Raw genomic sequence first — 26,285 nt, forward strand, 5'->3', positions numbered from 1 at the left:
ATCTACACCTTCTTGTCATACGCTTCAATGGTTTTAGCCAAAGCCTTCTCTGATGCATCTCTCAGACTGACGTTGTACTTCTCATTTTCATAAGGAGTCGCAGCTTTTCTGGTGACGTTGTACTCGACAGTTCTAGAGTTGTACGGATATAGTCCTCTAACGGTGTACATAAATTCCGTGCATAAATCAGGTCGACCAAAACGAGCTTCAAATTCCACCTTAGGCCCTTCATGAGCACTATCTATTGCTGTCCAGATAATTTTGTAAATATAAAAGCCTCGTTTATGAAGCTGCTTAAATTCTGTTGAATCTAACACTCCTTCTCCTGCCAGCGCTGCTTTATTGATATAGGAAGCTAATCTTGCTTCAACAGTATCATCCTCATCAAGCTCGTCTTTCTCTTCCTGTTCCAAATGATAAACATCCACGCTAGAAACATTATCAAACTCAAAGCCAGGAACATTGCGAATTAAGCTATCAAAAAATTCACTTCTACATTCAGCATCAGTGATAGATTGTAACGAAATGGAAAACTCTTCTAGCTCATTACCCGTGGCTTTTATTACTTGTGCTTGAACAGCTTTTTTAAGTGTCTCAGAAACTTCTTTAGCTTTTTTTGTTGATGGAAGTTTCATCACAACTCCGTCTTTACCTTTCTCAAGCTTTATTTCGCAAGTCTTAAGTGTGCGCTGACGCATCTCTGTTTTTGTGAAGTCATGGTCAACATAACTAACTGTTAGCGTAGTTGTATCACCACTTTTAGTAACCTTTACAGAATCATCACCAATTGCGGTCAAATTCGCTTTTACTGTTGAACAAGCAGCTTGGATTTGTGAGTCCTCAATTTCTCCTTTAAGTTTGGAATGCGTTGTTTTGTCTTTCCTGTTTGGATTTTCTAGTAGCTTACCAATCCAGTTGAAATCAGAATAGCTAAGGGTCAAAGAGCTAATTTTTTCAATTAGCGCATCTTTAGAAGTGCTGCTGGAGACTAAAATACCTCTTCCTCTTAGGAATAAAACTAGCTCACTGTGAGTTACTTTCTTGTGCTGTAAAGCGTCAAATATGTTCTTATCAGTAGGGATATAGATAGACGGGCCAGTTTTGAGTTTAGACATCTTCTCGCATTCCTATTTCCATTGGATTAAAGCAAGTTGTGAACTTAGTGATAGTTTCAGCTTCAATAGCCGCCATCTGCTTCTCACGGGCATCGTCATTACCCCACATTTTTAGATACTCACGTTTTGCTTTGTCAAAATTGACTGAGGCATGCTTAGTTGCATCAGTAAACCGAACTCGTATCGTATAATCACTGCTGAGCATCTGATAATGCGACATAGCGTCGATAAGATAAATAAACTCATCAACCGTTTCCCCTGACTGGTGGTAATAGATGACAAAACCACTATCAAAGTCATCCCCCGCTCGATGCTTGATAATTAACCAAGGTGATGTTAGTGCTTCAACCGTAGCAGGCTTATCCCATTCGTCGCCACAACGACGAGCACGAATCAAATCAGGGTAAAAGAAAGTGAAATCTTTAGGACTAGGGAAACTATCATCAGCCTTCAGCTTTTGCATATCACTTACGACGTCACAAAGACGCTTAATTAAGTGTGGCCCCATTACAACAATTTCTTTGTCTTCCAAAAGTGGGATTTCCCGATAATCCACTCTTCCCATCAAATCAGAAAAGTCGTAGTCGTATTTGTCGTCATGGTTGTAGATGAACAATAATCCTGCAACACTCCCAAAACCCACATCGTCGAGAAGAAATGTACTTTGCCAACTTTCACTGATGTTTGCGCATTCAACTGACATTGCAAGTGATTTAAGAGCTTTTGAGACAGAGCTGGTATTAATAGTCCCAGCCTTGTAACTCTTAAGGTCAGTGTTTAAATATTTAGTATTACCCGAGTATGGGTCATCATAATAAAACACAACATCTGACGGGTGAGTAGTTTTGCCATGATGATCTGTCACACATTCCCAGTTCTCATCCTTTGGCAAACAAGTTTCCCATTTGAACCACTTAAATATGTCCTTGGAAACTAATTTTGCTAGCTTCTCTATGTTCCCAGTTTCTGCCATTACTCATATTCCCACACAGGCACCGCGACACGATGCGTACTAAACAAGTTTTATAATGCGATATTAATTCATTCTTAAGTTTGCAACAATTGACTTTGCGCAAAATATCAACACTGAACTGCATTAGCAGCTCTGGACAGCAGGTTCAGTGATTTACAATACCTGTAGTTATTCATTTATTGCGAATGTTCAATTCTCCGAAACTGATTTTGTCCACTTACGAGCTACAGTTCCCGTGAGCACGATCACGTAGCTCTCACTGCTTACTGCCTTTGGTCACGAGCCTAAATTCCAATCCAGATTGCTTTGATTGACGAGTGGAGTAACGGTTAGGGAACTTGTCGAAAAAGTCAGACAATTTCTTGAGACCATAATTGCGCGGGTCAAAGTCAGGCTTTAAGCGTTTAAGGTACTGCCCTACTTCACCTAGTTTGGCCCAGCCAGATTCATCACGATAGTTTTGCCATGCGCGATGCATTAGTTGCCAAATTTCTTTCTCTACCCCATTGATTTGAGTAGATTGTTGAGGAGGTTGCGGGGACTCTTCCTGTGGCTTATCTCCGTTGAGGTTTTCAATGGCGACAAAATCATCACAGGCATTTTTAAACGAAGCTGGAGTCATTGCCTTACCAACACCTATCACAAACATTTCAGACTCCCTCAGCCTTGTTGCAAGGCTAGTGAAATCACTATCACTTGAGATAAGCGCAAAAGCATCGAACCGTTGGCTGTAAAGGAGATCCATAGCATCAATAATCATTAGCGCGTCAGTGGAGTTTTTGCCTGTTGTGTATGCAAATTGCTGCTTCGCTTGAATAGCAAGCTCATTGAGGGGTTGTTTCCAGTTTTTGAGTTGCTCAGTCGAAAAGTCACCGTATGCACGCTTGACGATGATTTGTCCGTAGCTTGAGAGCTCTTCGATGATAGAGCTCAATTTAGAATGTGGCGTGTTCTCTGAATCAATCAGAACGGCAATTTTACGACTTCCCATGTACCATTTCCTTCTTCAATACAAAGACATAGTATCCAAGCCATCAGTCAAATGCCACTGTATGCTTATGAGATTAAATAAAAATTGAAAGTACTAAAATCCCATGGGCTTACGCCCATGAATTAGTCGACTTGTTCAAAGCGCAGCTTTGGCTAAGGAAAAAGCCACTTTTACTCTTTTATATATAAATAGAGAAAGTGGCCTATAGAAGTTCAGCGGCTAGAGTCGTTCTTAAAATCGTCGGCTGGGAAACTGTAAGATGTTGTCGACCTCATGGCGCTCCCAACCATCTCCGCTCGAAGTCATATATTCAATGAGCTCTTTATCACTGATCGGACTAACGCTGGCAAGTAATAGTCCTTCTTCCAAAATTCCATCAACCATCGAGACGAAGTGCTTCATTCCTAGGCTAACTGCATCTTCAAATCCAGATTCAGTCATTCCTTTTGCCATACCGCCTAAGTCGGTTAGTACTTTTGCTTCAAAGATCTTTAGAGTCTGGTTAGTTTTTGTATTCTTTAGAGTTATCATCGAGAGCAATCCGTTACTTTCCCATTTTCCACATCAGAGTCTTTTTCGCTAATTTATGTGGAGCCTTCTGCATCCATCGGCTCATTTGGGCTTCACCATTTGAATGGCTTCCTAGTTGTTTTTTAACAGCATTCATCAACTCTCGCGAAAACCCTGCTGGCATTGTTATAGAGCGCAATCCCCTCACTACATTATTAGAAGAGTCAACAATATGGATATCAATCCAATATCTCGATTCTGGAGTATTCAGTTCCCCCATAACAATGTCAGGAATCAACCTCGCGTCAAACGGGCTATCAAATGTCGTTACCTTTGTCTTGCCATCTAGGAATTGCCAAAGCAACAAAATAGCACCATCCTTTTCAAGGAGACCGCAATGCAACTCACCACGACGTAAGATGTCCTCTTCATATTGAGAGATGTCAGGCATAGCAATTATCAGCCTATGACCAAATGGTCGCATCAGCTCTGCTGTAGCACCTTCTCTATGAGCTTGGATTTGCATTGGATAACGTTGACCTACCTTCAACATTACTGCTTCATTCATTGTAGATTACCTTTATTTTCAATTGTTGGTGGTATAAAGAAGCCAGCCGCACTACATAGGAGCAGCAAGCTTCCAATAATTTAGATGGGTATTTGATTGCGGTGACGTCTTGAATTATTTGGAATTCACAACCATCGTCGGGATCCATTTGTAGATAAATTTACGTTCAATACTATTTCTCGGCCCTGACCAATAACCATGCCAATGAGCTCGTCGAATATGGGCTTTGGGACTCGCATGAGTTCCGCTCTGACTCTCAGAGGGAGTTTGTGCAACAAGATTTGCAATCTTTTTCCCAACGTTCCAAATCTTAGGTTTGTTGGGAGCAAAAAATTTGTGTCTTTTTTTAACTTTTTTGGGGTTGGATTTGTTGGCAAGTTACCTTCAACACGTTCTATATCTGGTTTTTCAGAACAGAGGTAAAGTAAGAGGCTTAAACACTTTTGAGCAATCCCTCTCTGCCACTCAACGGAGTCGGCCATAAACGCCTCCAATAAAGAAAGTCGGCTGTACGCAACTTCAACAGCTCTGTCGATGGCCTCAGCCACTCCCCAGTCTCCGAGGTGAAGTATGATGGGTATTAACATATCTTCAGAATCAATAAGTAATCGGAGCTCCGAACGTTTTGTTGTCATATCAAACTCTAAATGTGCAAAAAAGCCATAGCATCCATCAACATCTAGTAATTCAATATAAACGCCCCATTCAGGGAGTCTATAAAGCACATCCACAGGAATATCTTTATCCACTGTTGTTTTAACGATTTCTGCGTATACATCCGAGTCGAAACAATAGATTCCCTGTGTATATCTCCACGCAGTAAGCGCTGATATCGTAGATATATCAGATGCAGCACTTAAAGAAATGCCACCACCATTACTTGCTATAGCGTAGCTCGCCGCCATTGGAAGGAAACACCACTCTGGCCAATCACCCAAATCTTTTCCTTTGCTCTTCCTGAAGAGATCTACGTTCTTCCAGATACCTGGGTAACGTTTAGATATGGTATTTAGGTGATTAGTTGGCCTTAAATTCATTTAGTTTCCTTTTATTTTTGGGGTGAACGAATCCCTACCGCTCACAAAAATGAACAGTTATTAATCTATGGAAATTCGATTATTAGCGAATCAGTTTGGCTTCAACCAGCTCAGATAGATTGTGAAACCAATATCTAGTAACTCCGATCAATTAATAGTTAAGCAAATACTGGACTCAGAAAAAACGCTATGGAACGGTTCAATTTGCCCTGTATGCAATTTCATAATCGTTACAAAGTAATCTGGAATCGTGTTTTTGCCCGTCCAAAATTTCTCTAATGCAGAGCGTTTAACAGGAAACACCTTCATTGCCTGATCATAATCAAGTGTGATCATATTTTTTCCCGCATAACGCTTTGATTTCGTTAGGCCGTATACATTGCAAAAAGCAACAAAGTCAGATAAACGCTCTTCTAATTGTTCGTCTTTTTTCATAAAAGCTACTCTTTCGTAATCCAATTGAGTAAACCCAAAGTACTCAAGGTATGAATATATGATGCCGTATTTTTTACGGGATATCAACAGATGCCGTAAAAAATACGGGACTAATTTATGGTCTCGTCGTGTAGGGCTTTTAGTGAGTAAGCTTGTTGGTAAAAGGAAATGACTTGTTCGAAACGGAGGGAGGGGATAAAACTCATCGGAAATAATGAATTTAATCAGAAGCTTGCAGTCATTTCCAAAGCACCACAAGCCACTAATACATAGAGAGTGTCACTCTTCTCGACTTGCCTGCTGTTCTATCTCATGCAGCATTTTTTCCACCTCTTGAATACGGTTCATGCAGTGCTGATACGCTTGTGTTCCTTGTTTTACCAGTGGAATGATGCGATCAACATCTGGAACGTTTTGTTGAGACAGCTCCTCTGCTGCTGATTTTAGCTTTGAGTAATTATCCATGTAACTGCTAGTTTGTTGGTTCATGTTGCGGATCCTTCTGAAACGAATGGTTGGTTACCGTCGTACTGCCATCATGCAATAGGACTGTATACTGTTGATTATTTTGAAGTTGTTTAGTGCTTTTAATTACGTGGCCTGCATCATCACACACCATCGCATAGCCACGCTCTAAAACCCTTTTAGGGTCATAGGCCTCAATTAATCGCTTGCCATTTCGGATTAATTCTTGGTGAGTAGCCAAGCTCCTCTTCGCGTTCACAAAGAGGGTATCTTTGTCTTGCTGAATCTGACTCTGTTGGCTTTGCACATGCATACGCGCATACATTACCAATGTATTTGAGGCAGAAACCGCCTGATGACTGGCAATTTGTATCGCGGTTTTAGAAGACTGACTCAAGCTGTGCCAACGTTGACGCGTATCTCGTTTATGATTATGTATCTGATGCTTAGATAACTGTTTTAAGTCTCTGTAATCCTCTAAAACATTTTGCTTCGTCAACATCACTATCGCTGCACTCGATTGTTTCATAATCTGCTGCTCCGCAAAGGCGGCAGACTTGGCACTAAATAGTTCCTTGTTTGCCTGATGAAACACTTTCTCATGAAGGCGATTAAGCAGAATACGTGATGAATTAAATTTCTGGTTTGCGTTGGAACTAAGGTATTGGAACTGCCGATTAACCAAGTCTCCATTTTCTCTCACTCGGTTTTGGGCTCGCTCGAACAAACGATGACCGAACTGTTCAACGTGATTACGCCAACAGGCTAAAGCGTTGCTTCTTCCTTTCTCTATACGTTCACTTTGCTGCGCAATAGACTGTCGCTGATGATTACACAGCGATTGCGCTGAGTTATGCAGCTTAGAGTAATTCGCGCTAACAGACTGCGCGTTTTGAATTATGGTGAGTTTGATGTGATCAATGACCTTAGTCGGCGTCGCAAAGGATTGATTAGCAAATTCATCAAGGATGACAGAGTCCGTGCTGTGCCCGATACCAGTGAAAACAGGGTATGGACAACGGCAAACCAACCGAGCAAGCTTTGCTTCACTAAGTTCGTTAAGCCCTGCTTTGTCACCTCCCCCTCGAATCACGCACACTGCATCATAGGCATGTTCATTTTGAACTAATTCAGTAAACGCCATCTCAATAGCGCGTATCCTCGCGTTACCTTGGAATGATGCGTAGAAATAATCGAACTGACATAACTCGTGCTGCTCAAGCAAGTGTGCGACACTTCGAAAGTCATTTAAGCCAGCGGCATTTCGCGGTGCAATCACGGCCACCTTTGTAAACTCCGTTGGTGTTCTCAAGCGTTGATTTAACTCTGCTTCGCTCTTATCGACCAGCCAATTGCGGATCATCTGTAGTTTTAGCTCAAATGCCCCAATCGTATAGCTGGGATTAATATCTACGATAGTTAAGTTGAGTCCATACGTAGTATGAAACTGAACTTCTACTAAACAAAGAATGCTCAAACCTTCTGCAAATGTCATTTGAGTACTCTTTTCAAACGCATCAATGATAGAGATTCTATTTGACCAAACAACCGCTCGCGCTTGCGACTCCGACCCTTCATCACCGTTATCTGCTAACTGCAAATACACATTACCAGAGCGATTTCGATTCACGCTGGTAACGTCAGCAGTCACCCAATGCCGACCAGGAACACCTTGACGAATGACGTCAGCGACATGATCAAGTAACTCACTGAGGCTTCGCAAACCTATTTGTTGATCCTGGCTTATCAACATGACTATATCCTCAAGAAAGAATAACTAAGATAAGACCGTAAATGTCTCATTAACACCGCGGCCTTGGTGGTATTGAAACATAGAAATAAATTTCAATTTGAGTAGTGATTTGTACAGATTTTTTCTATCTACCAAAAAATCTGTGATCATAATCACCATATCGTATCGTGTTTCTTACTGGTATTAAGAATTCTTAAACTCGCTAAGAATTACTAAGAAGTACCCCATGAACTGCGTTCATGAACCAATCGACTCTCTTCAAAGCGCAGCTTTGGTTTAGCCACTTTTGGATATTTATATATAAATGGCGAAAGTGGCCTATTCAGTAAGACTGACTTCAAACTTCCAAATACAATCAATATAAAACCAGTGACATAATCATCACTCTTACCTCAAAAATCACATCTCAGCCGTATATACCGTTAACATTCAAAGCAATTTATTTTGTTTAAATGCAGGACGCGCTATGAAACTAACCCAAGTTTTAAATCATACAAATCAATTTGAACGCTCAAAGTTCATCAACTGCATAGACAAGCTATGCCAAGACAACAAGAGTGACACCGAGTTGGTCAAGCAATTGGATAAAATAGATGGTCAGCTTAAAGCGGCCTCTGGCAATGAGATCAAAGAGCTATTCAATCTAGTCAGAAAGCACTTCAAAAAGCATGTAGTAGAACAAGTAGCGACGGGTGGCCCTCAGGCATCACTACTGATAAATATCTTAGCTAGGGATGGGAACTGTATCTCTACCATACCGTGGATTGAGAGTCTTTATGCCAAAGAATATGCAGAGATAGATACATTGAGCCAGGAACTTCTAACAGAGCTTACCACCAATGAGTTCGGTGATTTTGATAGACTAAACCGACTCGATATCTATCGCAATTGCATGAAAACCGCCTTCGAGAACGACCTCAAATCAAATAGGACAGCCAAGATTTCTGAAGACGAGCGAAGCATACTCAATGTTCTTGCACAACGACTAGGTCTGTCTAGAGAAGAGGTTAATGCCATTGAACACTCAATCGATCCAATACCACAGCTTGGCATAGATGACGCCCTCGAATATCTAAGGGAAAACGGCATTATCATGATCAATCGCCGACGTTCAGAGGTCATGGTCGCTGACGAGGTTGTAGATATCCTACATGAGGTGCTAGGTAAAGAAATTCACGACAAATATGTACTTAGAATTCTTCGCTCTTTATCTGATGCGGAACTCTCTAGCATCTTAAAAAATCATGGCTGCAAAACTAGAGGTGTTGACCGAAAAGAAAAAATCACCACCATCGCTCACTCAGGACTTTCAATCAGAAATATTCTGCTCAATGACATTCATTCAGACAACGCAACACAAAATCAGAGAAAAGAACGAATCAAGCAACTGATTGATGAAATGGATCTCGACATACCCAGAATTGGCACTCGACTTCATGACCGCATAGATGTTTTGATCGAACATCTTAAAAATTCTGAAGAAGATGAGTTTAATGCCCTAAGTGTCAGTGGCTTTAAAGAACTTCTGGAGTCACTATCAAGCTCAGATCTTAATGTTGAAGAACGCATTCGAACAGACTTTGAAATAGAAAACAAAGAAACTCTCGACCCAGAAAGGCTGAAAGCACTAAGTATTACCCCACTCGATATTTTGTATCTTTATACAAACGATGAAATTAAGACCATCAGAAATGATATGGGGCTGTCTAGGAGAGGGAACCCTCGCAGTCAGATCATAGAATCTTTTGCCAGTGCCAATGACCGATTAATTGAAAACTACAATCTGCTCGCGACACGCGACCTGAAAGGTTTACATGGAGCAGGCATAGATATAAAAGAGTCTGATATTGGTGTGAAATTCGAAGAAATTACTCGTTCAATTCTAGAGCAGCTTGGAATGAATGTTGACGAGGACTTACGAAAGGACATAAACACCGCCAAGGATAAAGCAGACATCATCATATCTCTAGATAACGATGACGTCATCATTGGCGAGGCTAAGTCATTTAAAAATGGTCAATATGCTAAGTACTCTACAACGTCAAGACAAGTAAAAGCTTACGCAAAGCGCTGCGAACAAAATGGCCATCGAGTTGCTCAGGTACTGATCGTTGCACCAGAGTTCTCTAAAGACTTTATCGATGCGGCAGACATGGATACCGAGGTAAATATATCTCTTCTGGAAGCCAGCGGTCTGCAAAAAATACTCACGGCATACAAACAGCGCAGAAATCCAAACTTCTCACCAAAGTTACTCACCAAGGGTGGATTACTGAAAGCTGAACTCATATCAAAGTCAATCTAATATGGATGACAGGCTAGCACCTTAGCCTGTCATTTGCTGACACTATTTTTCCTGCCAACTATGTCTCTAAGCTCCCATGAGCTGTGCTCATGAAGAAGTCGACTCCCTTCAAAGCGCAGCTTTGGTTTAGCCACTTTTTGATATTTATATATAAATGGAGAAAGTGGCCCCCTCTTTATCAAATTGATAGTGGCTTGAACAGCTTTAGAATTATTACCCGCAACTTGGAGATCTAGATCACATTTATGGATTTTTTGCTCATTATGTCTTGTCGATGAAATCTTACTGACTAAATTAATCCCATCCAAAGATTACGCTTTGGTGTTCAGATATACCTTTCCAGTGATTCGTGTATCCGACTGTTAATAAAAATACTAATAACTAAATGCTCGATTCGTCGAGTAAGTGTGAACTGTATTTTTATTGGCAAATTGGAGACATGATGAACCACTCAGCTATCAAACTCAGACATTTATTCAACACTGCTTAACAGCGGTGGCGCAGTCGTGTCTGAAAGAAGTTCAAATATAGAAATCAACCTAAGATAACAAGCACAGGAGTACGGTAAGTATGATCAAGTTTGACATCAGTGAAGTAACAAAAATTGCTCATTTAACCATTAACTCAAAATCTAACGTTTACATCACCGATAGGTTACCTGCCTATGGACAAGCCTATATCAAAGCTCCTAAAGTCGTCTGTTACATACTGTTAATTAAGTTGTTGAATGCACTAGCAATCACTGACTTTGATGTCAAAAACAATAAATATATTTTTCTCCCCGAAGACGCTGATAGAGTTCACGAGCTGCTCGAGCTTTACTCGTCTCAATTTAGCTGTTATTCCCAATATCTTGTTATTCTTGATGAAAATTGCTTTGGCGAGCCTAGGGATCGATTTGAGTTCGATTTAAGTCTAAAGAAGCAATTATTGGATGATTATAGTAGGCAGGGTAAGAACCTAGACCTACTCCAGGTAGCCAGCGGAATCGCCGTTGACGCTTTAAGTATTAGGAAGTTTGGTGGACATGTCGAAGTAATCAATCGGCTTGGTGCTAACTACTCAATTTGATAAGTACTTTGTATTCACCTGTGACATATTCACGAACAAGAGTCAGTCGGTTTTAGGCTGACTCAATTTAGGGTAATACCACCAACACCGAGCACCAAAAACGGTGAGCAAGAATCGTAAGTTGCTTTGGAGTTAGAAGACGATATGAAAGAGTAATAACGAAGTACTTTCGTGCAAGCTAGCATTCCAACCTTTTAGTTGAAAAACCTTGCTCGTCGGCAAACTGTTTGAGCAACTCCTCTCCGATATCGATGTAATGAGAATAACGGCAACACAGCGTAATGAGCCCCTTCTCTGTATCAACGACTGCACGAACGTTATTCATACCATTGTCTATCACAAATTGGGCATGATTCCACTCACATTGAACAGCGCAACCCGTTTTGAATTTTGTTCGAGCAAATTGATCTAGTACTTCTCTAGTATTCATTTGCTGATTAACGACTATGGCAGTTTTGCAATATGGCACCGCTTTGACCTTAAACAAGATATCTGAGTTTTCAGAGTATCAATTCATCTCAGCAGTATCAAAGTTTAAGCCGTATACCCAAAGAAAGGTCGAACACAGCAAAGGTCTACACAAAAATGATATACAGCTTTCGCTAAATTAGCATTTAACGGATTGTCTTAGATATTGCTATACCGCTAATTGAGTGGCCAAATTCATCTAGCCACTACATATAGATTTGTGAGTACCGTATGCTTTGTTAGAAGAAATAGGGCAACTGGTATCTATCAATTATGTATTGATAGTTTGAACTAAAAGATAATGGGACAAAGATGCGCTTGACGATTCGTGTTCAAATCCTTTGTGACGCAAGAAGTGCTGCCTGTAAAGACATTTCTCTGCTCCAAAAAGTTTGGTGAAGGCTACCCCCGTAGCCTAAAGATTTTTACCGTTTCTTACCCAAGTTAAAAAGCCATAAACCCCGTAAAAACTTCAGAGAAGCAACACCATGAGCTGCGCTCATGAACTATTCGACTCCTTCAAAGCGCAGCTTTGGTTTAGCCACTTTTCTGTATTTATATATAAATAGAGAAAGTGGCTCATTTAGGAAACACTCAAACTCAAGCGTTCCACGGGCAGCTATCAGATCCTTGGTCTGGAGAAAGTTTGATTGAATGTCTTTCAGCCTCCCACCTACCAGTTCCTAAATCCCGAACCGCACTTTGCAAACTACTAATTTCCTCGCGTGAAGTACTGAAATGTATCGTTCTAACTTTGATAGCCTCAATCCAAAAAATTCATCAGATAAATGATTGATTACACACTGAATCCAAAAACAATGTCCTAATCCATTGATTTTATTAGTAGTAGCGAATGGAAACCATATTATCTGGCGTGTATGATTCGCTCAAATCAACGATACATAATCATGAAAATCTTTTTCAGGAACACAACAAAAAACACATTTTTAATAGTCTTATCAAGCGAGAACAATAGTTCAACCAAATCAGGCTCCCCCATTTTTAGGCGTAGTTCGTTCACGCTAAACAATTGGTTGAACTTTAAGTGCATACACCGCCTAAAGAGCCATATCGAACAATTCAAAACGAAGTTTTGGTTTGGCTGGCATCAAGGTGACTTGCTTCTACACAATGCAATGCCCTCAAGCAGGTTCAACAGCTTGAGTGGCACAGTTCTGCTCACATAGCAGACCTAGTTCAATCAATATCCAATCCCTTGTTCTAACGTTCAGTTACTGAGTGATCGTGTATCTGACATCAGGCAAGGTGTACCCAAAAATCATAACAATAAAAAATTACACTATGAAAATTCTAAATAAATCAACAAATAGCGAACACATCGGAATAAAAAACCTTCAGGAAAACAAAATCTCTATTCTCATATCCAATGGTATTAATTACGAATGTTCTGACCGAAGAATCGTCGCACCGATGTACGGCAAAAATAATTTTTTTGAGGTCGCGAGCTCTTACAAGCAAGCCAATATTCGAGACATTGAAATAGTAATCGATTCTAAGATGCACCCTGAACTTTCAGAAAAGGCACTAGCGGAGAACGTGGAAAATGCTCGTTTGCCAATATTTGATTTAGCAACTGGAATCCATTTTGACAGGCTCAGCACAGTTCAAACACTGCTCGAAGGCTACAAACTTTTCAAAAGTACAACGCTTGCTGACTCAATCTCGAGGAATCTGATTCAGAAAATTCCACTCCATTTCGAAACTTCCGAATCTTGCCTATCGCACTACCTTGATGCGGGTTCGAATGGTTACCAAAAGCTGCTCAACGCCTTAAACAAAACAAAAGCCAATTATGAGTCGATGCTTAGTGATGCTACGAAAGTGACTGAATTCGACCGATTAGTTGAAGTTGAGTCGTTCGACAATGTCAGCTACCTCATAGAAGACACTCAATTTGATACAACAGTATTGCTGGGAAAAACAGGCACAGGGAAAACAAAACTTGCATTGCAGCCAATGATAAGGTCAGCCACTGAAAACAAGAGGGTAGTCTATCTCTCGTACCTAATTCCCCTCGTAAAGCAGCTTTGTAAATCTGTTGGAGCAGTAAATTACAAGAATAACTCATTATTTGAGATCGAAAACGCAACGTCACTGGGTGTTGTCGTTAACAGTGTCTATAAAGATCATCTAGCTTCAGTCATCCTGAACTGCGACATACTCATTATTGATGAATTTGAAAAGGTTATGACGAATGTCTGTGGGCATAACGACACGATGCGTGACGAGGTATTTGACGTATTGACTCTAGCGATCCAGAAGGTTCCCAAAGTCGTTGTTGCCGATGCTGATATTACAGATACCACCCTACGCTGGTTGCGTAAGCATCGTAAAAGCATCCAAATCATCCGCGCGACGCAAAACCCATACGCCAACATCAACGTCACTATCGCAAATAAATTTGCCGTATTTGGCAACACTTCGAACAAGCTAAAAGCTGAAAAGGTCATCCTTTTTGACTCTCTTAAATCAATGCGCATGACAATGATCGACATGGGGTTGACTGATAAGAGTGGGCAAGCTTGTGAAAAAGTTGCACTAAAGAAAAAGGTTTTAGTACTCACTGGCAGCAATAAGAACATGGAAGCTCAATCTGGATTTCTGACATCACCTTCAGAAGAATGCTCCAAGTACAACATAATTATGGCGTCACCGTGCCTAGCTTCTGGCTACTCATGTGAAGCTGAATATACAGACAATGTTAACGTAGTCAGTGACCTAGTGCTGGGGATTGATGAATTGGTCAATTTTTCAAGGCGTTTCCGTGCAAGTAAAAATATTACGTTTTACTTGACTCAAAATGACCATTTTAATTATGTCCCTACTCTGCCTTGTGACACTGACTCCGACCGCGACACACTTCGTAAAGAGTTTGAAGACAAAAAAAATCTATTCAACGCGAATCAACCTCTTAGCATGATGTGGAACCTGAAGCGGCTTGGTTTCAATGTCAATGTACAGCAATCAAGCAAAGAGCAGCTTGAAGAAGGTGTTTTTCGATTCAACCTGCTGAAGGTTAAGGATCTCGAAGCACGAATCAAGGCTATTTTGGCGGCACGCCTGATTACACGAGCCGAGGCTGAAAGGCTACTAATGAGCAACCAAATCGGTTTTGAAGAACTGGCAATGCTTAAGAAGTTCGAGATTATGCGCGACTATCAACTAGAGGAGATCACCAAGCAGGACATTCTCTTCGATGAGGCATTTCGGAACAAGCTACTATATAAACAAATTTGGAACCCCAAAGAGGTTAACCAAAACAAGTGCCTTGTTGAACCCGCGAAACTCATTAAGTCACGGATTTTACAAAATCCAGACTACCAAGGTGATAATGACACACTTGTACTTTCTCGCCCCCAAGTTCATGGCATCGCCATAATAATTTTCGACAATTGGGAGACATTCAAACACTTACTACCAGATAACGAACATAAAGAAGATTGTACGCAGTGGGCAGCAACCAAACTCTTCAAGGCCTTGATGACGTCATTAGGGTATATCTGGCCAAAGGGGGCTTCAAAGGCGAGCCTAAAAAGGTCACAATTTCGTTGGATGCAAGGGCACTGGCCTACAAAAATAGCCTTGTGTAACAGACACCAGTGGGTGGAAAATCGGGCAACATATGCGCCCGATTTTCACCAGGTTACAGGTTTTTGCACACTCTACTCAATATGTTATCTACGATAATGTCTACACTCTTGGAAGCATCGATAATGAGCCAGTCCCCTACGGGTTTCCCATCACACATACCAACATAAAGACCTCGCAATTCATCATTTGCCTGCTCAGTCAGTGTTTGTCTGTCTTCGAGAGTACAGTGTTTTCTATTGTTAATTCTTGCAATGCGTTCATCAACAGACAAATCAAGGTAGACTGTCAGATCTGGTGCAAGGAGTTCACTTTCGACCTCATCAAGTATGTAGCATTGCCCATTGCTCATCCAGTGATGATACACTTGAGTTGACAACCAGTAGCGGTCAACCACTACGTGCTGACCAGAATCTATCAAACGTTGAGCTTCACCTGCCACGTTGAGCACTGTAGCCATGTAGAACAATTGCCTCGCTTTGGTATTATGTTCGAACAACATATCAAGTTTTGTGCGTATTTCTTTAAAATCCGCTCCTGGTGTTGTTAATAATTTCGCATTTAACTTTTCTGCTAAATGTTTTGACACTGTAGATTTACCACTTCCATCAAGCCCTTCGATTACGATAAACATGCAGACTCCTCTAGGCTTGTTAGTTTCATGGCTAATTCTCTCATTGCCTTCCACTCATCTTTTGTGAAACTATCGCTTTCGATGACATGTAGAATCCCCGAGTCATCGATATGACCTTCCTTGATACCGAATAACTCTTTATCAGCAGCTAATTGCGTGCCTTCTAACAACATCAACGGAAATGCCTTTACATCTGAAATTCCTCTACGCTTAAGAAAATTAACACTCTCGAAAAAACTTTCTAGCGTTTGCGTCGGTAACCCATAAATTAGACTGACCTCAAAAGACATGTTCTTGTCCTGAAGCTTGGAGATGGCCGAAGATACTTTCTCAATATTATTGCGTCGATTGATGACGATAGATTCAGACTTGATTGCAGTCTGTAAACCAAACTCGAGATGAGTATTTAGCTTTGAAAACAACGCTAACAAGCGCTCATTGATGTCCTCAAAACGCACTTGAAAGACGAGTTCTGCTTCTAATCCAATCCCAATTGCGTACTCCAATATCTCGTATGATCTGCGTCCTTTTCGAAAGATTGGGTCTAAAACATTAATTCGCTGAACGTTTTTCTCTTTGAATAAGTCCAGCTCCTTCTTAATTGTTTCCATCGAGAAATCATGTACTTTATTGCTTGCTACATCACGATGAGCACAAAATGAACACGCATAATAACAACCACGTTGCGTTTCCCAGTGCACCATTGGCTGGTATTCATCAAGCTCAATCGAACCATTTAAATATGGTGAATGACGTGAAGCAAACTCAAACTTGTTGTTTAAAATAAGTTTGCGGATCAATTTGTCCTGCATAAACGCTTCTGGCAAAGAGGCTTCTGCATAGCTGGGCAAATAGATATCACCACTAGGATAGAGTGCTTCACAGCTCGACTCATGAACCTGGTATCCCCCAAGAATAATGTTTCCCTTAAAGCCTTTATCCTTAAGTTGAGTGATCAAGGGCTCAATTAGCTCGGTGTTCCATACGTAACAACCTAACGCTAACCCATCAATCTCTTCCAGCTTATGTTGAACATTAATTCTGTTTGCTATCTCCCCTGCTGACAGGTTAAATGCCTTATTTTTATTCATATCAATTGACAGGTGCTCAGCAGTAAACTTCTTACCATAGTCCTTGTGTTGCCTGCACTCGGATAGCAGCACCCCTGCTGCAAAACTGGTCGCACTTTTACCTTTTTGGGTGTAATCAAACGTAACTAGCAGGCATTTTTTATTCTTGTTCATAACTAAACCCATAGTCCTAACTATGTACCAACCGCAAAGCTGTAAAACTTACTTGTTCAAGCTTCGTACTCTCATAACCAATTAATAACACTATTAAAAATGCTTCAAATGTTGTTCATAGCCTTGTCGTCGACAAAGCTTGAAAGTCAGTCGGTTATTCCCTTTTGATAGGATTAAGCGAAAGCTACGCCCGATTCTGAACCGAATCAGTGATGGATTAGATTTAATGTTTTTTCCGCCAAGCACTGTAAATGGAGTACCGTCTGCAATTGAGTTTACGACACTTAGTGTTTTTTGACGATGCGAGTTTGGGAGATCACGCCAGATCTTTTTATTAACATGACAGACATAGTCTGAAGCTGAACTGGCTAAGTTTTTACCGTGGAGTTTAGATTTGAATATGACGTTTTGCATATAGACGCACCTTCTTTTGTATTGGTACGTCTATACGCATGAAAGATTGTTTTTTTTCGCTTTTTTATTTCAACTAAGGCAACAAAACAATGTAACCTACTGATTTTGCTTTATTTAAACTTGAAGCCAGATCGTCATTTATCACATCACCATCTATAAATGTGAGTATTACAGCTCCTTCATCAGGTGAAAACTCCCACTTATCATCAGAAGTTATCCAGCCTTCTAAGTCCTCGTATCTATAGTGTATTTGAACCTGTGATTCGGTGTTGAACGATACTGTTTGCTCACCTTGAATCTCAATTAACTGCTGATTTCCCCACTCGACGGTAATCAAAAGTGGTTCCTTTACCTCGTCCTTCTCATTTAATGATAAAGCTAAATCACCTAAAAGATCATCATCACGCATCAGAGATACTATTGGAGAATTTATAGACTGTTTAACAAAGCACTTTGCTTGCTGATAATAGCGCACAAACTGTGGCCACTTGGCAGCAAAATAGCAAAACTGATCAAGATGCTCTCTACGCCTAACAGCTTCAGTCCAGGCTCGTTCACGCTCTGGATCTTTAACTAGTTCTTTCCAGTCATCAGTATTGCTGTTTCGACCTTGAACCATCTCATCCAATGAAAGTTTATCTAACGCCATATCAAACCTCCTCCTTTCTTGAGGACTTCAATTCTGAGAGCTGATTCTTTAGTTTTTCATACTGAGCAAAGTCACGACCAATCTCATATTGGTCTAATAAGCTTTTTCTGCCAGCAGATTTGAGTAATTTATGGCATAAAGCCGAGGTGCCATCGTTGTTAACACGATGAAAATAACCTATAACTTGAGCGACTGATTTACGAACTTCAAGTTTTTCTATGTGTGATTCATTTCCATCCGCTACATACTGAGGTTCATTTTTTCCTCTAGTTAAGTACTTCCTCTGATACTTATGAAAATCAGAAACTTTTGATTCAACATTAAGATAAAGGCAAAGATACCTGAAAGATGCATCAGCTTTGTACTTGGACAATTTCGCGGGTGACCCCTTTAGCTCTTGAGCAACATTTGCGCCAACATTGATAAAGCCGCTCAGCTCATCTAATAATTTTTTGTTCGCTAGGAACCAATAACCAACCATGTCTGGCGCGACAGAATGACTGTACAAAGGTAAGTAGTTCGAGAGCTTTTCAATATCGTGCTCAATATCATTGCCTGTCAAACCATCATGATCCAAAAGATTGGAATCTAACGATATTTGTTGAATACCTTTAACACTGATACCAGTTTTGTATTTACACCAGAAATCGATTTGATTGAAAAGCCCCAAATTACAAGGAAGGTTTCTTTTGAGCAGCTCTTTCTGATCAAGCCTCTCAGAGACAAACATATCTAGAATTTTATCTTTCGCTTTATCCTGACAACCAAAAACACTTGATAGCTTTGGCCCATAAAACTCTTCTAGAGCATTAGATAAAATCACCTCAATCGTTATTCTGTGCTCCTCAAGATACTGTTTTCGACCTTCTACGCTCCAATCGTTAATTTGCGACAAATCTGCATCACGCATACTTAATAAATCCAGACTTTAGTTGTTGTTGTGCTAAATGATTTTTTAGGGAATTCATTTCATCAGCTGTCAGCTCTACTTGTTCTTTACAAACAGCTCTGTTGATTTGATCTGCAACTCCACAGAACCTTAAACCACACCAAGAGGAAGGATGCAGGAATAATTTCTCAGCTTGTTTTAGTTCATCTTCATTCCGCGACTCTTTTGTCTTCATTGGCCCCAATAAACCATCAAGAGATTCACTACATCCTAGGGTGTTGAGGTATGGCGACAACCCTAACTCTCTCATTTTGTTAAGTTCGGCTTTTGCTCCTTGTGAAACCCACCAGCTTTGAGCTGCAAGTAGAGCTTTTGATGGTGAAATACCATTATTCACAAGTTGGTCATAGTGAGATTTGATATGTGCTGTAACAATATCAGGTAAAGCCCACAATGAACCAATTGAGCTAACAGCGCCCCACTCTATCATCCGCATATCAAAACCAAATGCCTCGTTTACAGGGATAGAGAAGACACTCAGGGGGATATTGCTACCGCTTTGGCAAGCCCAGAATTCAACGCGCTCCATTCCAGCAACTTGGTTAACCAGTTCTAAGTCATTCATGTCGAAGTGTTTCGTTTTCAGATAAGGCCTATTAGGAAGTTCATGTGCACAATGGCCATAATAGGATATAACTTCACTGGTACGAACCACTTCAACAAAGTCATCTTTTTGTACATCAGTCATAAGACCTGAAGCGTGTTTGTTCGCTACATTGTGAAAACGTGTTTCACCGCCATTGATACATTTAGAACCACTACGCTTATTAAAGTGCGTTACATGGTTACAAAGGTATAGAACTGTTGGAAGCCAGTTCACCTCATCAACCAATGTATACAACTCTTCCCCCTTAATGCCCGTGGCAGCCCACGGTATCTGTGATGCAAAAAATGAGGTTAACAAACCAACACGTTTACAGTCATCAGGTAGGATTTTTCTCCAATCGACAAAATCTAGAGACCAATGCTCACCCGTATCAGAGGTTCCTCTAACAAATTCAGCGATACGGTTAACCAGTCCTTCTGGTACCTCAACTGAATGCCCTGTGACGACAAGCTCACCATTGAATAATTTGGCAACCAGTATCAGCGCATCATTATACCCTGATTCGATATCTAATCTTACAAGAGTCAAGTCATCATTTTCGCGTAATGCTTTCTCAAAATGAGCTATCTCAATACCATAATCACTCTGTCTATGATGAAGAAATTTTGGATCAAGTTGGTCGATTAACTGCTCTATTTCCTGAAAATCCTCCAAACAATAGTCTGCTTGCTTAAGGATGTATCTAATAGGATCCTTGTCATTTAAGGCATTCAATAGAACTTCAGGAAATTTATGTGCGTTGTAAAAGACCGTAGATTGGGTTAATTCCTCAATTATCGATGGCTTTACTCCCCTTTCGTAGCACTCTTGAATCGCTGGTTTAATATCAGATTCACTCACATGTTCAAGCATTAATGCTAGTTCAGTTAGGTTGTAATGAGTTGAACCAATTTGAAGCAAGTCATACCATAAAGTAAACCCAAGTTTATTTGTTGGTACTTGCCAATACTTGTTTGCACTCTCACAGAAACGTAAAGCACTACAGTTTTCCAGGAATCTTAAGGCACTTAGCGGATCGTTCTCCTTAACTAGTATACGCGCTAGGCCAGAGCATACCCTTTGTGCCAAAGATGCCAATGAATCTGCTTCTGCGTCAGTTCGGCAAAAGCGGCGGTTATCCATTAACTCGAACTGTTTTCGTACTAGTGACTTAAGATTTTCTCTATTGGGCTTTTCTATAGCTCTAGCAATCATGTAAGTGACTTGGTTTTCAGGATTCGATATGTCGGCTACAGGGTTAATTCCCATCAAAGCTGAAGGCTCCAGCCTAAATGAAGGAGCAACTTCCAATATAAGATCGCAGATCTCTCGATACTCATTGAAATTTGAAAAGTGCATCAACCTTGCAAAACTAATCCCTAAAGCTTGCAACGGCGGCATCACCTCCATGAACTGGGGCAAATTGTGAGCATGATAAGCCAAATAAAGTTGTGCCGACTTAGCTTGGTATCCACACGCCATTTCGCTGCGTCCTTGCTCAAAGAGGACACTAGCTAGGTTGAAGTAAATTATAGATAATTGGCCGTCTTTTATGGCACGTGGAATGTTACTGTTTTTCACTATCTCTGCCGCTTTAAAGTGCAACGATTTTGCCTTTGTAAGGCAGTCAACGTCCTTTTCTGGCCACAGGTGTTCATGGGACGCTCTTCGATAGGTTGCAGCCAACTGTGAGAGACTTGAGGCATGTTTATCAGGATATTTCTGTCGTTGAGGTGAGTCTATCGCACGATTTAGATACTGAATTGCTTTCTTCAGATTACCGTAAGTTCCGCCAGGTAGATCGACATGATATGAGAAGTACAATACCCCCAAATCATGGCAAGTTGATGCTTTTGCTAACGGGTTTGTTGACGTTAACTTCAGAGCTTTGAGCATCAAGCTTTCGGCCTCTACAAGCGATGCTTTATCCTTCATGCCTATAAGCTTTTTGGCTTTATCACTAAGTTCAACCCACTTATTTTTCAGTCGTTTTCGTTTATCAGCCTCTTGCCTAACCAAGTATTCAAACGCTGCGATCTCTTCAATACTTCCATACATTTTTAATTTCCATTTTATAATAATCCTAGCCAATAACCGTCTACGATTATCTCAAAACTATCGTCAATTTTTTACCGTACTTACGGCGTTCATACAATCATAGCAATCTACTTGCATAAGCTGACGGCAGGTGCAATATTAAATAAATTCAATAATTTAAAGGTCGACCTATGTATCAAGTTCTCAAAGAGCGCCACCGCCAAGAACGAGACACTTACCCCCAAGCTCTATCCCTGCGTGTCCATAGAGCCCTCAGTTGGCTCAATAAGGCAGAGATGTGCGATGACCACGACTCACGATACATATTTTTATGGATAGCCTTCAACGCTGCATATGCTCAGGATTTCGAATACAAAATCGACTTCGGTGAACGAGGCCTATACCAAGAGTTTCTCACCAAGATCGTGGCTTTAGACCACGGTAATAAGTTGTCAGAACTGGTTTGGTCTCAATATTCATCTTCCATAAGGCTGATTCTAGGTAATGAATTCATTCTCCAGTCATTTTGGAAATATCAATCAGGGGATATCACTGAAGAACAATGGAAGAAAGATCTATCACAAGCCAAAGCTATAGCAAACAAAGCGTTATCTGGAGGTGACACCGTCACTGTGCTGAGTGTGGTTTTTTCACGGCTCTACACTCTGCGTAACCAGCTAATCCATGGTGGTGCAACCTATAACAGCTCAGCAAACAGGGAACAAATCCGTGACTGTACTGCGTTACTGGAAAATGTTGTTCCAACAATTATAGGAATTATGATGGATGGGGCTGATGAGCTTTGGGGGGATGCGGTTTATCCATTAGTGTCACCGTAGTGGGTAAAGGAGCACAATAATTGTCATCTCATATCAATCAGCCTGCGTACTCACCCAGGCTGATTGACATTAATGGCAGTGTCGAAAATTAATAACCTGTAAGCTTCAGATTGACGATTGGTTACCATCTACATTTTCCAGTACTGACTCGATAACTTCATCGTCAGCGCATTCCAAAAATGCCTTTGATATTTCCTCTGCTACAACAGAGGTCAACCATAAATTTTCGGCGCTTGTAGGGTCATCGTCTTGGCTGCTATCTTTCTCTAGTTGTCGCTGCAATTGTTCCCAACCTTCGTTATTCCACAGTTGTAACTGCTCTTCAGTAAAACTACCCAATGAATCATCAGCAAAGTCATCGCAGATTTTAGAGAACAAGAGCTCATTGGTTTCTGCACTAATAAAGATCTCTAGGGTCTTATCGGTATAAAATTCCACATCTACGACATTGACCAAAGAGTTATTACAAATATTTGGATACCCATAACACTCTAACTTTTTCTTCTCCATATGAACTGAGATTTTTCGAATACACTGCATCAATATACTCTTTACAAACTTCCTCGCTTCATGGTTTTGGTAATCTCTAGCCTCGTTAACTTTGCCAATGAAGTCTTTAATGTCCTCAGGACTAATCTTAAACTGCTTAAACTCCGAATTTTGCTTGGTGAGCTCTTCTTTTTCATTTTCCAGAGCACCATAATCTTGCATAAGTTTCAGTTTACTTTTTGAGTCCTTTACGATGCGAATCATATCGAGCACATTTCCCATCTCGTTATCAATATCGCTCAATCTTTCAGAGTTTCTAATAATATCTTCTGGTTTCACTTGAGTATTGATCAAGTTGTAATCAATATGCCTCGCGACTGACACTAAAAATGCATCTTCAATATGGTCTTGTACGATACTTTTACAACAGTTCTCAGTTTCCTTGTGCTTACTACAATGTAGTCGTCTTCGAATACGATACTTTTGCCTCTGAGGTTGTGAACCAATACTACTTCCACACTTAGCACAGAATGATTTTTTTCCATAATCTGTTAGGAGGTAAACCAAACCACCTTTATCACTTTTATCACCTTTTTGGGCCCCTGAGCGCCTTTTCTTTAAAGCTTCCATAGACTCAAACTCATCAATTGTCATTACTTCAGGGTAATACGAATCTAACGTATATGTTTCTTTTTGCTTTTTTCCATCTTTAAGGTATTCAAGCTTAAACTCATGTCTTCCGCATAAGGCAGAGTTACTGAAAATCGACGATAATGTCGAAACAGCCCAGACACCTCCTCCTTTGGGAGCTTCTATACCTAAGCTATGTAGCTCGCGGCTAATTGTTCGAAGCCCTTTACCTTGGACATGATACATATCAATTAACAAACGAATAGTTGACTCGTGCTCATTTAACTCAAATCCAGCTTTGACTTTCTTGTTAGGACTTGGTTTTCTGCTAATCCAAAATGGAATAGCCCCAGCCACATCCGCAACCTCTCCATTTTCATGTTTTAAAATTTCTGAATGTATGAAATCTACAGATCTTTCAGTCTTAACTAGAGACTCGTTGTGAGCACGAATCATCTCTAAAACTGACATAATCATTGTTCCCAAGGGATCCTTTGCCATCGTCTCCTTAGAGTATATTTTTTCATCAGTCGCAGTAACAACTGTAATATCAGAACTAACTAAAGCAGCTAATGTCGCTTGCGCCACATGAGGCTGTTCCCTACTCAATCTATCTAGCGACTCTACAATTAATACCGAACCAGGTTTTACCATTTTGTTTTCAACTGCGGCTAGAAAAACACCCAATGCCCCCTTTGATTTATGATGGCCATGAAAAGCTGATAGCCCCTTGTCTGTCATTAAGAAATCATCATTCAGCGATAAATTGAATTTCTCAGCAATTTCCTCTGTAAGTTTTTTCTGCCGAGCTAAAGAACGCCCTTTCTCCTGCCTTAAGTTGGAAAACCTTCTGTATGAATATATTTGAGGTTTTGCATGCGAGATGAACTGCATAATGTAGTATTCCAATAATCTAAATCTGGAGGAAGTATGACTGTTCAATCTACAATCAGTCCATACTAAAACCTTAATAAATGATGAGTGTTCATTGTACGGATGGCGCATTCGGTTACTTCCCAAGTTACACATTAGGTGCGATGTACGCCGCTCAGTTCATGGCATCGATGAAGAAAGCAGTGGACGTTGACGGCGCTATCCAAAGTGGTGATTTAAGTCCTATCTTCACTTGGTTGTCAGACAACATTTGGAGTAAAGGAAGCTTATTAACAACCGACGAACTCGTTAAGCAAGCGACGGGAGAAACACTCAATGCGAAGCACTTCCAAGACCATTTAAAAACTCGTTATCTGTAATCTTTCATATAAAAACCAAAAGAGCAGCTTTAAGCCGCTCTTTTGATTTGGTTCTGAAAATCAGAACGGTACACTACCTATGTCATCACCTGGATTAACGGTGACTTGTATAAACACGCTTCACCTTGCGGCCTGGTTTTAAATCGGCGGTGTAACCACATATATTGACTAGGACTCGCCATAATCGACTCTTCAACAATTTTATTGATAAAAATCGCCGCGTTTTTAGTATCGCCTTTGGGAAATCCGTCTACTGGTTCTCTGATTGTTAACGTGTAGTGCCCATCATCCCCTCTTACCATGCTAAACGGCACAATGGCGCAATCTGTTGCATCGACAAGTAAACTAGTTCCTGTTGTTGTACAGGCGTTTTTAACCGCAAACAAAGGCGCAAAGGTCGAACGTTTGGATCCATAATCATGGTCAGGCGCATACCATACACGACGCCCTGAATTCAAAGCCTCCAGCATTCCTCTTACATTTTTACGATCAATCAATTTGCGATTAGAGCGCGATCGGCCCTTATACTGAAAATAGTCAAAACAAGGATTGTTATTCGGTCGATAAACACCCATTCCAGACTTTTTAATGCCAAATGCACGTGCACCAAGCTCTAAGTTCATAGAATGAACAGCAAGCATCAACACCCCTTTGCCGTCCTTTTCTAACGCTTCTAGGTGTTCCATCCCTTTTATCGTTACGTGTTTATTAACCCTGCGATCCGACCAGAACCAAGCCATCGCTGTCTCAAATAGCGCAATACCAGAATTATCGATGTTGGCTTTCAAGATCGCTTCTCGTTTGCTCTCGTCCATGGACGGGAAACAGAGCTCTAAATTGCGACGAATGGTGACCTGACGCTTTTTCATTATTCGCATGGCCAAACGACCAATATTGCGTCCTAGGAATAATTGAAGTTTGAAAGGGAGAAGGCTAAGTAAATACATCACCCCAATGATTAGCAGAGTTCCCCAGTACCGAGGCATTAGGAACCGAGCCTCGAAAACAGGCTCTTTTTGTTTGTTCATGAAAGTATCGCCAGATGTGCCCATCTATAAGTAATTAAAATTAATGATAATTGCATAAACCTTTATCATTGATTGCACTTCAAAAAAAGTTAAAGCGCGGGTATTTTATGGTTCTTCGACACGCTACACAGGAAAACCGAAACTGGCTTTGAATTAAATTGTAAAAGCGACAAAAGAATTGAGCACGTTAACATTGGTTAGAGTAATTTGCCTACTTACTTTCATGAACTTTT

At 40.6% G+C, this 26,285-nt stretch carries 22 protein-coding genes and 1 pseudogene; 5 read left to right on the top strand and 18 right to left on the bottom strand.

Translation table 11 applies throughout. The features are described 5' to 3' along the window. Positions 1–2: 2 nt before the first annotated feature. From L3V31_RS15265 to xseA, 9 genes are all read right to left on the bottom strand, one after another. On the bottom strand, positions 3–1,115 hold the full coding sequence (locus L3V31_RS15265) for a hypothetical protein (protein WP_237317089.1): 1,113 nt from the start codon (positions 1,113–1,115) through the stop codon (positions 3–5). Further along, the gene (locus tag L3V31_RS15270) at positions 1,108–2,088 is read right to left on the bottom strand and encodes a hypothetical protein (protein ID WP_167419342.1); all 981 of its coding nucleotides are present in this window, start codon (positions 2,086–2,088) and stop codon (positions 1,108–1,110) included. Before L3V31_RS15270 ends, L3V31_RS15265 begins: the two co-directional genes overlap by 8 nt. Positions 2,089–2,344: 256 nt before the next feature. Next, complete coding sequence (locus tag L3V31_RS15275; RefSeq protein ID WP_029788674.1) at positions 2,345–3,079, bottom strand: NYN domain-containing protein; 735 nt, start codon at positions 3,077–3,079, stop codon at positions 2,345–2,347. A gap of 231 nt (positions 3,080–3,310) precedes the next feature. Continuing rightward, positions 3,311–3,610 carry a hypothetical protein gene (locus tag L3V31_RS15280; RefSeq protein WP_167419344.1) on the bottom strand — a complete coding sequence of 100 codons (300 nt, stop codon included), beginning with the start codon at positions 3,608–3,610 and terminating at the stop codon, positions 3,311–3,313. Positions 3,611–3,623: 13 nt separating this feature from the next. Continuing rightward, a complete protein-coding gene (locus L3V31_RS15285; RefSeq protein ID WP_237317091.1) occupies positions 3,624–4,157 on the bottom strand; it encodes a hypothetical protein in 534 nt (177 codons plus the stop codon). A gap of 125 nt (positions 4,158–4,282) precedes the next feature. Next, complete coding sequence (locus L3V31_RS15290) at positions 4,283–5,194, bottom strand: hypothetical protein (protein ID WP_237317093.1); 912 nt, start codon at positions 5,192–5,194, stop codon at positions 4,283–4,285. Positions 5,195–5,341: 147 nt separating this feature from the next. Next, positions 5,342–5,629, bottom strand: a complete 288-nt coding sequence (locus L3V31_RS15295) for a hypothetical protein (RefSeq protein WP_237317095.1) — start codon at positions 5,627–5,629, stop codon at positions 5,342–5,344. A 279-nt stretch (positions 5,630–5,908) separates the two neighbouring features. Continuing rightward, on the bottom strand, positions 5,909–6,118 hold the full coding sequence (gene xseB / locus L3V31_RS15300) for an exodeoxyribonuclease VII small subunit (RefSeq protein WP_237317097.1): 210 nt from the start codon (positions 6,116–6,118) through the stop codon (positions 5,909–5,911). Beyond that, on the bottom strand, positions 6,102–7,847 hold the full coding sequence (xseA, locus tag L3V31_RS15305; protein WP_237317099.1) for an exodeoxyribonuclease VII large subunit: 1,746 nt from the start codon (positions 7,845–7,847) through the stop codon (positions 6,102–6,104). The genes xseB and xseA overlap by 17 nt, the downstream gene beginning before the upstream one ends. A gap of 466 nt (positions 7,848–8,313) precedes the next feature. Between xseA and L3V31_RS15310 the strand changes: the two genes are divergently transcribed. After that, positions 8,314–10,152 carry a restriction endonuclease gene (locus tag L3V31_RS15310; protein ID WP_017069321.1) on the top strand — a complete coding sequence of 613 codons (1,839 nt, stop codon included), beginning with the start codon at positions 8,314–8,316 and terminating at the stop codon, positions 10,150–10,152. Positions 10,153–10,722: 570 nt separating this feature from the next. Beyond that, a complete protein-coding gene (locus tag L3V31_RS15315; RefSeq protein ID WP_237317101.1) occupies positions 10,723–11,223 on the top strand; it encodes a hypothetical protein in 501 nt (166 codons plus the stop codon). 178 nt (positions 11,224–11,401) lie between these two features. Here L3V31_RS15315 and L3V31_RS15320 read toward each other — a convergent pair whose 3' ends face one another. Beyond that, positions 11,402–11,548, bottom strand: a complete 147-nt coding sequence (locus L3V31_RS15320) for a hypothetical protein (protein ID WP_167419350.1) — start codon at positions 11,546–11,548, stop codon at positions 11,402–11,404. Positions 11,549–12,993: 1,445 nt separating this feature from the next. Here L3V31_RS15320 and L3V31_RS15325 point away from each other — a divergent pair. Continuing rightward, positions 12,994–15,399: a hypothetical protein gene (locus L3V31_RS15325; RefSeq protein WP_237317102.1), complete on the top strand. Its 2,406-nt coding sequence runs from the start codon at positions 12,994–12,996 to the stop codon at positions 15,397–15,399. On the opposite strand, the gene L3V31_RS15330 is transcribed toward L3V31_RS15325, so the two are convergent. From L3V31_RS15330 to L3V31_RS15355, 6 genes are all read right to left on the bottom strand, one after another. Further along, entirely contained in the window at positions 15,356–15,934 is a 579-nt protein-coding gene (locus L3V31_RS15330) for a dTMP kinase (protein ID WP_109173712.1), read from the bottom strand. The two genes, L3V31_RS15325 and L3V31_RS15330, sit on opposite strands and share 44 nt — an antisense overlap. Further along, positions 15,922–17,178, bottom strand: coding sequence for a radical SAM protein (locus L3V31_RS15335; protein ID WP_237317104.1), 1,257 nt, complete (start codon positions 17,176–17,178; stop codon positions 15,922–15,924). The genes L3V31_RS15330 and L3V31_RS15335 overlap by 13 nt, the downstream gene beginning before the upstream one ends. A 93-nt stretch (positions 17,179–17,271) precedes the next feature. Beyond that, positions 17,272–17,592: a hypothetical protein gene (locus L3V31_RS15340; protein WP_237317106.1), complete on the bottom strand. Its 321-nt coding sequence runs from the start codon at positions 17,590–17,592 to the stop codon at positions 17,272–17,274. A gap of 73 nt (positions 17,593–17,665) precedes the next feature. Next, positions 17,666–18,241, bottom strand: coding sequence for a hypothetical protein (locus tag L3V31_RS15345; protein ID WP_237317108.1), 576 nt, complete (start codon positions 18,239–18,241; stop codon positions 17,666–17,668). 1 nt (position 18,242) lies between these two features. Beyond that, entirely contained in the window at positions 18,243–19,151 is a 909-nt protein-coding gene (locus tag L3V31_RS15350; protein WP_237317110.1) for a hypothetical protein, read from the bottom strand. Continuing rightward, a complete protein-coding gene (locus L3V31_RS15355) occupies positions 19,144–21,834 on the bottom strand; it encodes a hypothetical protein (protein WP_237317112.1) in 2,691 nt (896 codons plus the stop codon). The genes L3V31_RS15350 and L3V31_RS15355 overlap by 8 nt, the downstream gene beginning before the upstream one ends. 170 nt (positions 21,835–22,004) lie before the next feature. Here L3V31_RS15355 and L3V31_RS15360 point away from each other — a divergent pair, with 170 nt between their 5' ends. After that, positions 22,005–22,652, top strand: a complete 648-nt coding sequence (locus tag L3V31_RS15360) for a HEPN domain-containing protein (RefSeq protein WP_109173707.1) — start codon at positions 22,005–22,007, stop codon at positions 22,650–22,652. Between the two features lie 105 nt (positions 22,653–22,757). Here L3V31_RS15360 and L3V31_RS15365 read toward each other — a convergent pair whose 3' ends face one another. Then, a complete protein-coding gene (locus L3V31_RS15365) occupies positions 22,758–24,665 on the bottom strand; it encodes a recombinase family protein (protein ID WP_109173706.1) in 1,908 nt (635 codons plus the stop codon). 89 nt (positions 24,666–24,754) lie between these two features. Here L3V31_RS15365 and L3V31_RS15370 point away from each other — a divergent pair. Then, positions 24,755–25,024 (top strand): annotated as a pseudogene (locus L3V31_RS15370) (carboxypeptidase M32); the annotation flags it as partial. 77 nt (positions 25,025–25,101) lie between these two features. On the opposite strand, the gene L3V31_RS15375 reads toward L3V31_RS15370, so the two are convergent. After that, positions 25,102–26,052 (bottom strand): LpxL/LpxP family Kdo(2)-lipid IV(A) lauroyl/palmitoleoyl acyltransferase, encoded by a 951-nt coding sequence (locus L3V31_RS15375; RefSeq protein WP_237317114.1) that lies wholly within the window; start codon positions 26,050–26,052, stop codon positions 25,102–25,104. Positions 26,053–26,285 lie beyond the last annotated feature (233 nt).

The sequence above is a fragment of the Vibrio sp. J1-1 genome, from assembly GCF_021728395.1.
Classification (GTDB): Bacteria; Pseudomonadota; Gammaproteobacteria; order Enterobacterales; family Vibrionaceae; genus Vibrio.

Excerpts from the sequence above, each read along its gene's own strand:
- L3V31_RS15265 (WP_237317089.1), bottom strand. The coding sequence starts at position 1,115 with ATGTCTAAACTCAAAACTGGCCCGTCTATCTATATCCCTACTGATAAG.
- L3V31_RS15270 (WP_167419342.1), bottom strand. The coding sequence starts at position 2,088 with ATGGCAGAAACTGGGAACATAGAGAAGCTAGCAAAATTAGTTTCCAAG.
- L3V31_RS15275 (WP_029788674.1), bottom strand. The coding sequence starts at position 3,079 with ATGGGAAGTCGTAAAATTGCCGTTCTGATTGATTCAGAGAACACGCCA.
- L3V31_RS15280 (WP_167419344.1), bottom strand. The coding sequence starts at position 3,610 with ATGATAACTCTAAAGAATACAAAAACTAACCAGACTCTAAAGATCTTT.
- L3V31_RS15285 (WP_237317091.1), bottom strand. The coding sequence starts at position 4,157 with ATGAATGAAGCAGTAATGTTGAAGGTAGGTCAACGTTATCCAATGCAA.
- L3V31_RS15290 (WP_237317093.1), bottom strand. The coding sequence starts at position 5,194 with ATGAATTTAAGGCCAACTAATCACCTAAATACCATATCTAAACGTTAC.
- L3V31_RS15295 (WP_237317095.1), bottom strand. The coding sequence starts at position 5,629 with ATGAAAAAAGACGAACAATTAGAAGAGCGTTTATCTGACTTTGTTGCT.
- xseB (WP_237317097.1), bottom strand. The coding sequence starts at position 6,118 with ATGAACCAACAAACTAGCAGTTACATGGATAATTACTCAAAGCTAAAA.
- xseA (WP_237317099.1), bottom strand. The coding sequence starts at position 7,847 with ATGTTGATAAGCCAGGATCAACAAATAGGTTTGCGAAGCCTCAGTGAG.
- L3V31_RS15310 (WP_017069321.1), top strand. The coding sequence starts at position 8,314 with ATGAAACTAACCCAAGTTTTAAATCATACAAATCAATTTGAACGCTCA.
- L3V31_RS15315 (WP_237317101.1), top strand. The coding sequence starts at position 10,723 with ATGATCAAGTTTGACATCAGTGAAGTAACAAAAATTGCTCATTTAACC.
- L3V31_RS15320 (WP_167419350.1), bottom strand. The coding sequence starts at position 11,548 with ATGAATAACGTTCGTGCAGTCGTTGATACAGAGAAGGGGCTCATTACG.
- L3V31_RS15325 (WP_237317102.1), top strand. The coding sequence starts at position 12,994 with ATGAAAATTCTAAATAAATCAACAAATAGCGAACACATCGGAATAAAA.
- L3V31_RS15330 (WP_109173712.1), bottom strand. The coding sequence starts at position 15,934 with ATGTTTATCGTAATCGAAGGGCTTGATGGAAGTGGTAAATCTACAGTG.
- L3V31_RS15335 (WP_237317104.1), bottom strand. The coding sequence starts at position 17,178 with ATGAACAAGAATAAAAAATGCCTGCTAGTTACGTTTGATTACACCCAA.
- L3V31_RS15340 (WP_237317106.1), bottom strand. The coding sequence starts at position 17,592 with ATGCAAAACGTCATATTCAAATCTAAACTCCACGGTAAAAACTTAGCC.
- L3V31_RS15345 (WP_237317108.1), bottom strand. The coding sequence starts at position 18,241 with ATGGCGTTAGATAAACTTTCATTGGATGAGATGGTTCAAGGTCGAAAC.
- L3V31_RS15350 (WP_237317110.1), bottom strand. The coding sequence starts at position 19,151 with ATGCGTGATGCAGATTTGTCGCAAATTAACGATTGGAGCGTAGAAGGT.
- L3V31_RS15355 (WP_237317112.1), bottom strand. The coding sequence starts at position 21,834 with ATGTATGGAAGTATTGAAGAGATCGCAGCGTTTGAATACTTGGTTAGG.
- L3V31_RS15360 (WP_109173707.1), top strand. The coding sequence starts at position 22,005 with ATGTATCAAGTTCTCAAAGAGCGCCACCGCCAAGAACGAGACACTTAC.
- L3V31_RS15365 (WP_109173706.1), bottom strand. The coding sequence starts at position 24,665 with ATGCAGTTCATCTCGCATGCAAAACCTCAAATATATTCATACAGAAGG.
- L3V31_RS15375 (WP_237317114.1), bottom strand. The coding sequence starts at position 26,052 with ATGAACAAACAAAAAGAGCCTGTTTTCGAGGCTCGGTTCCTAATGCCT.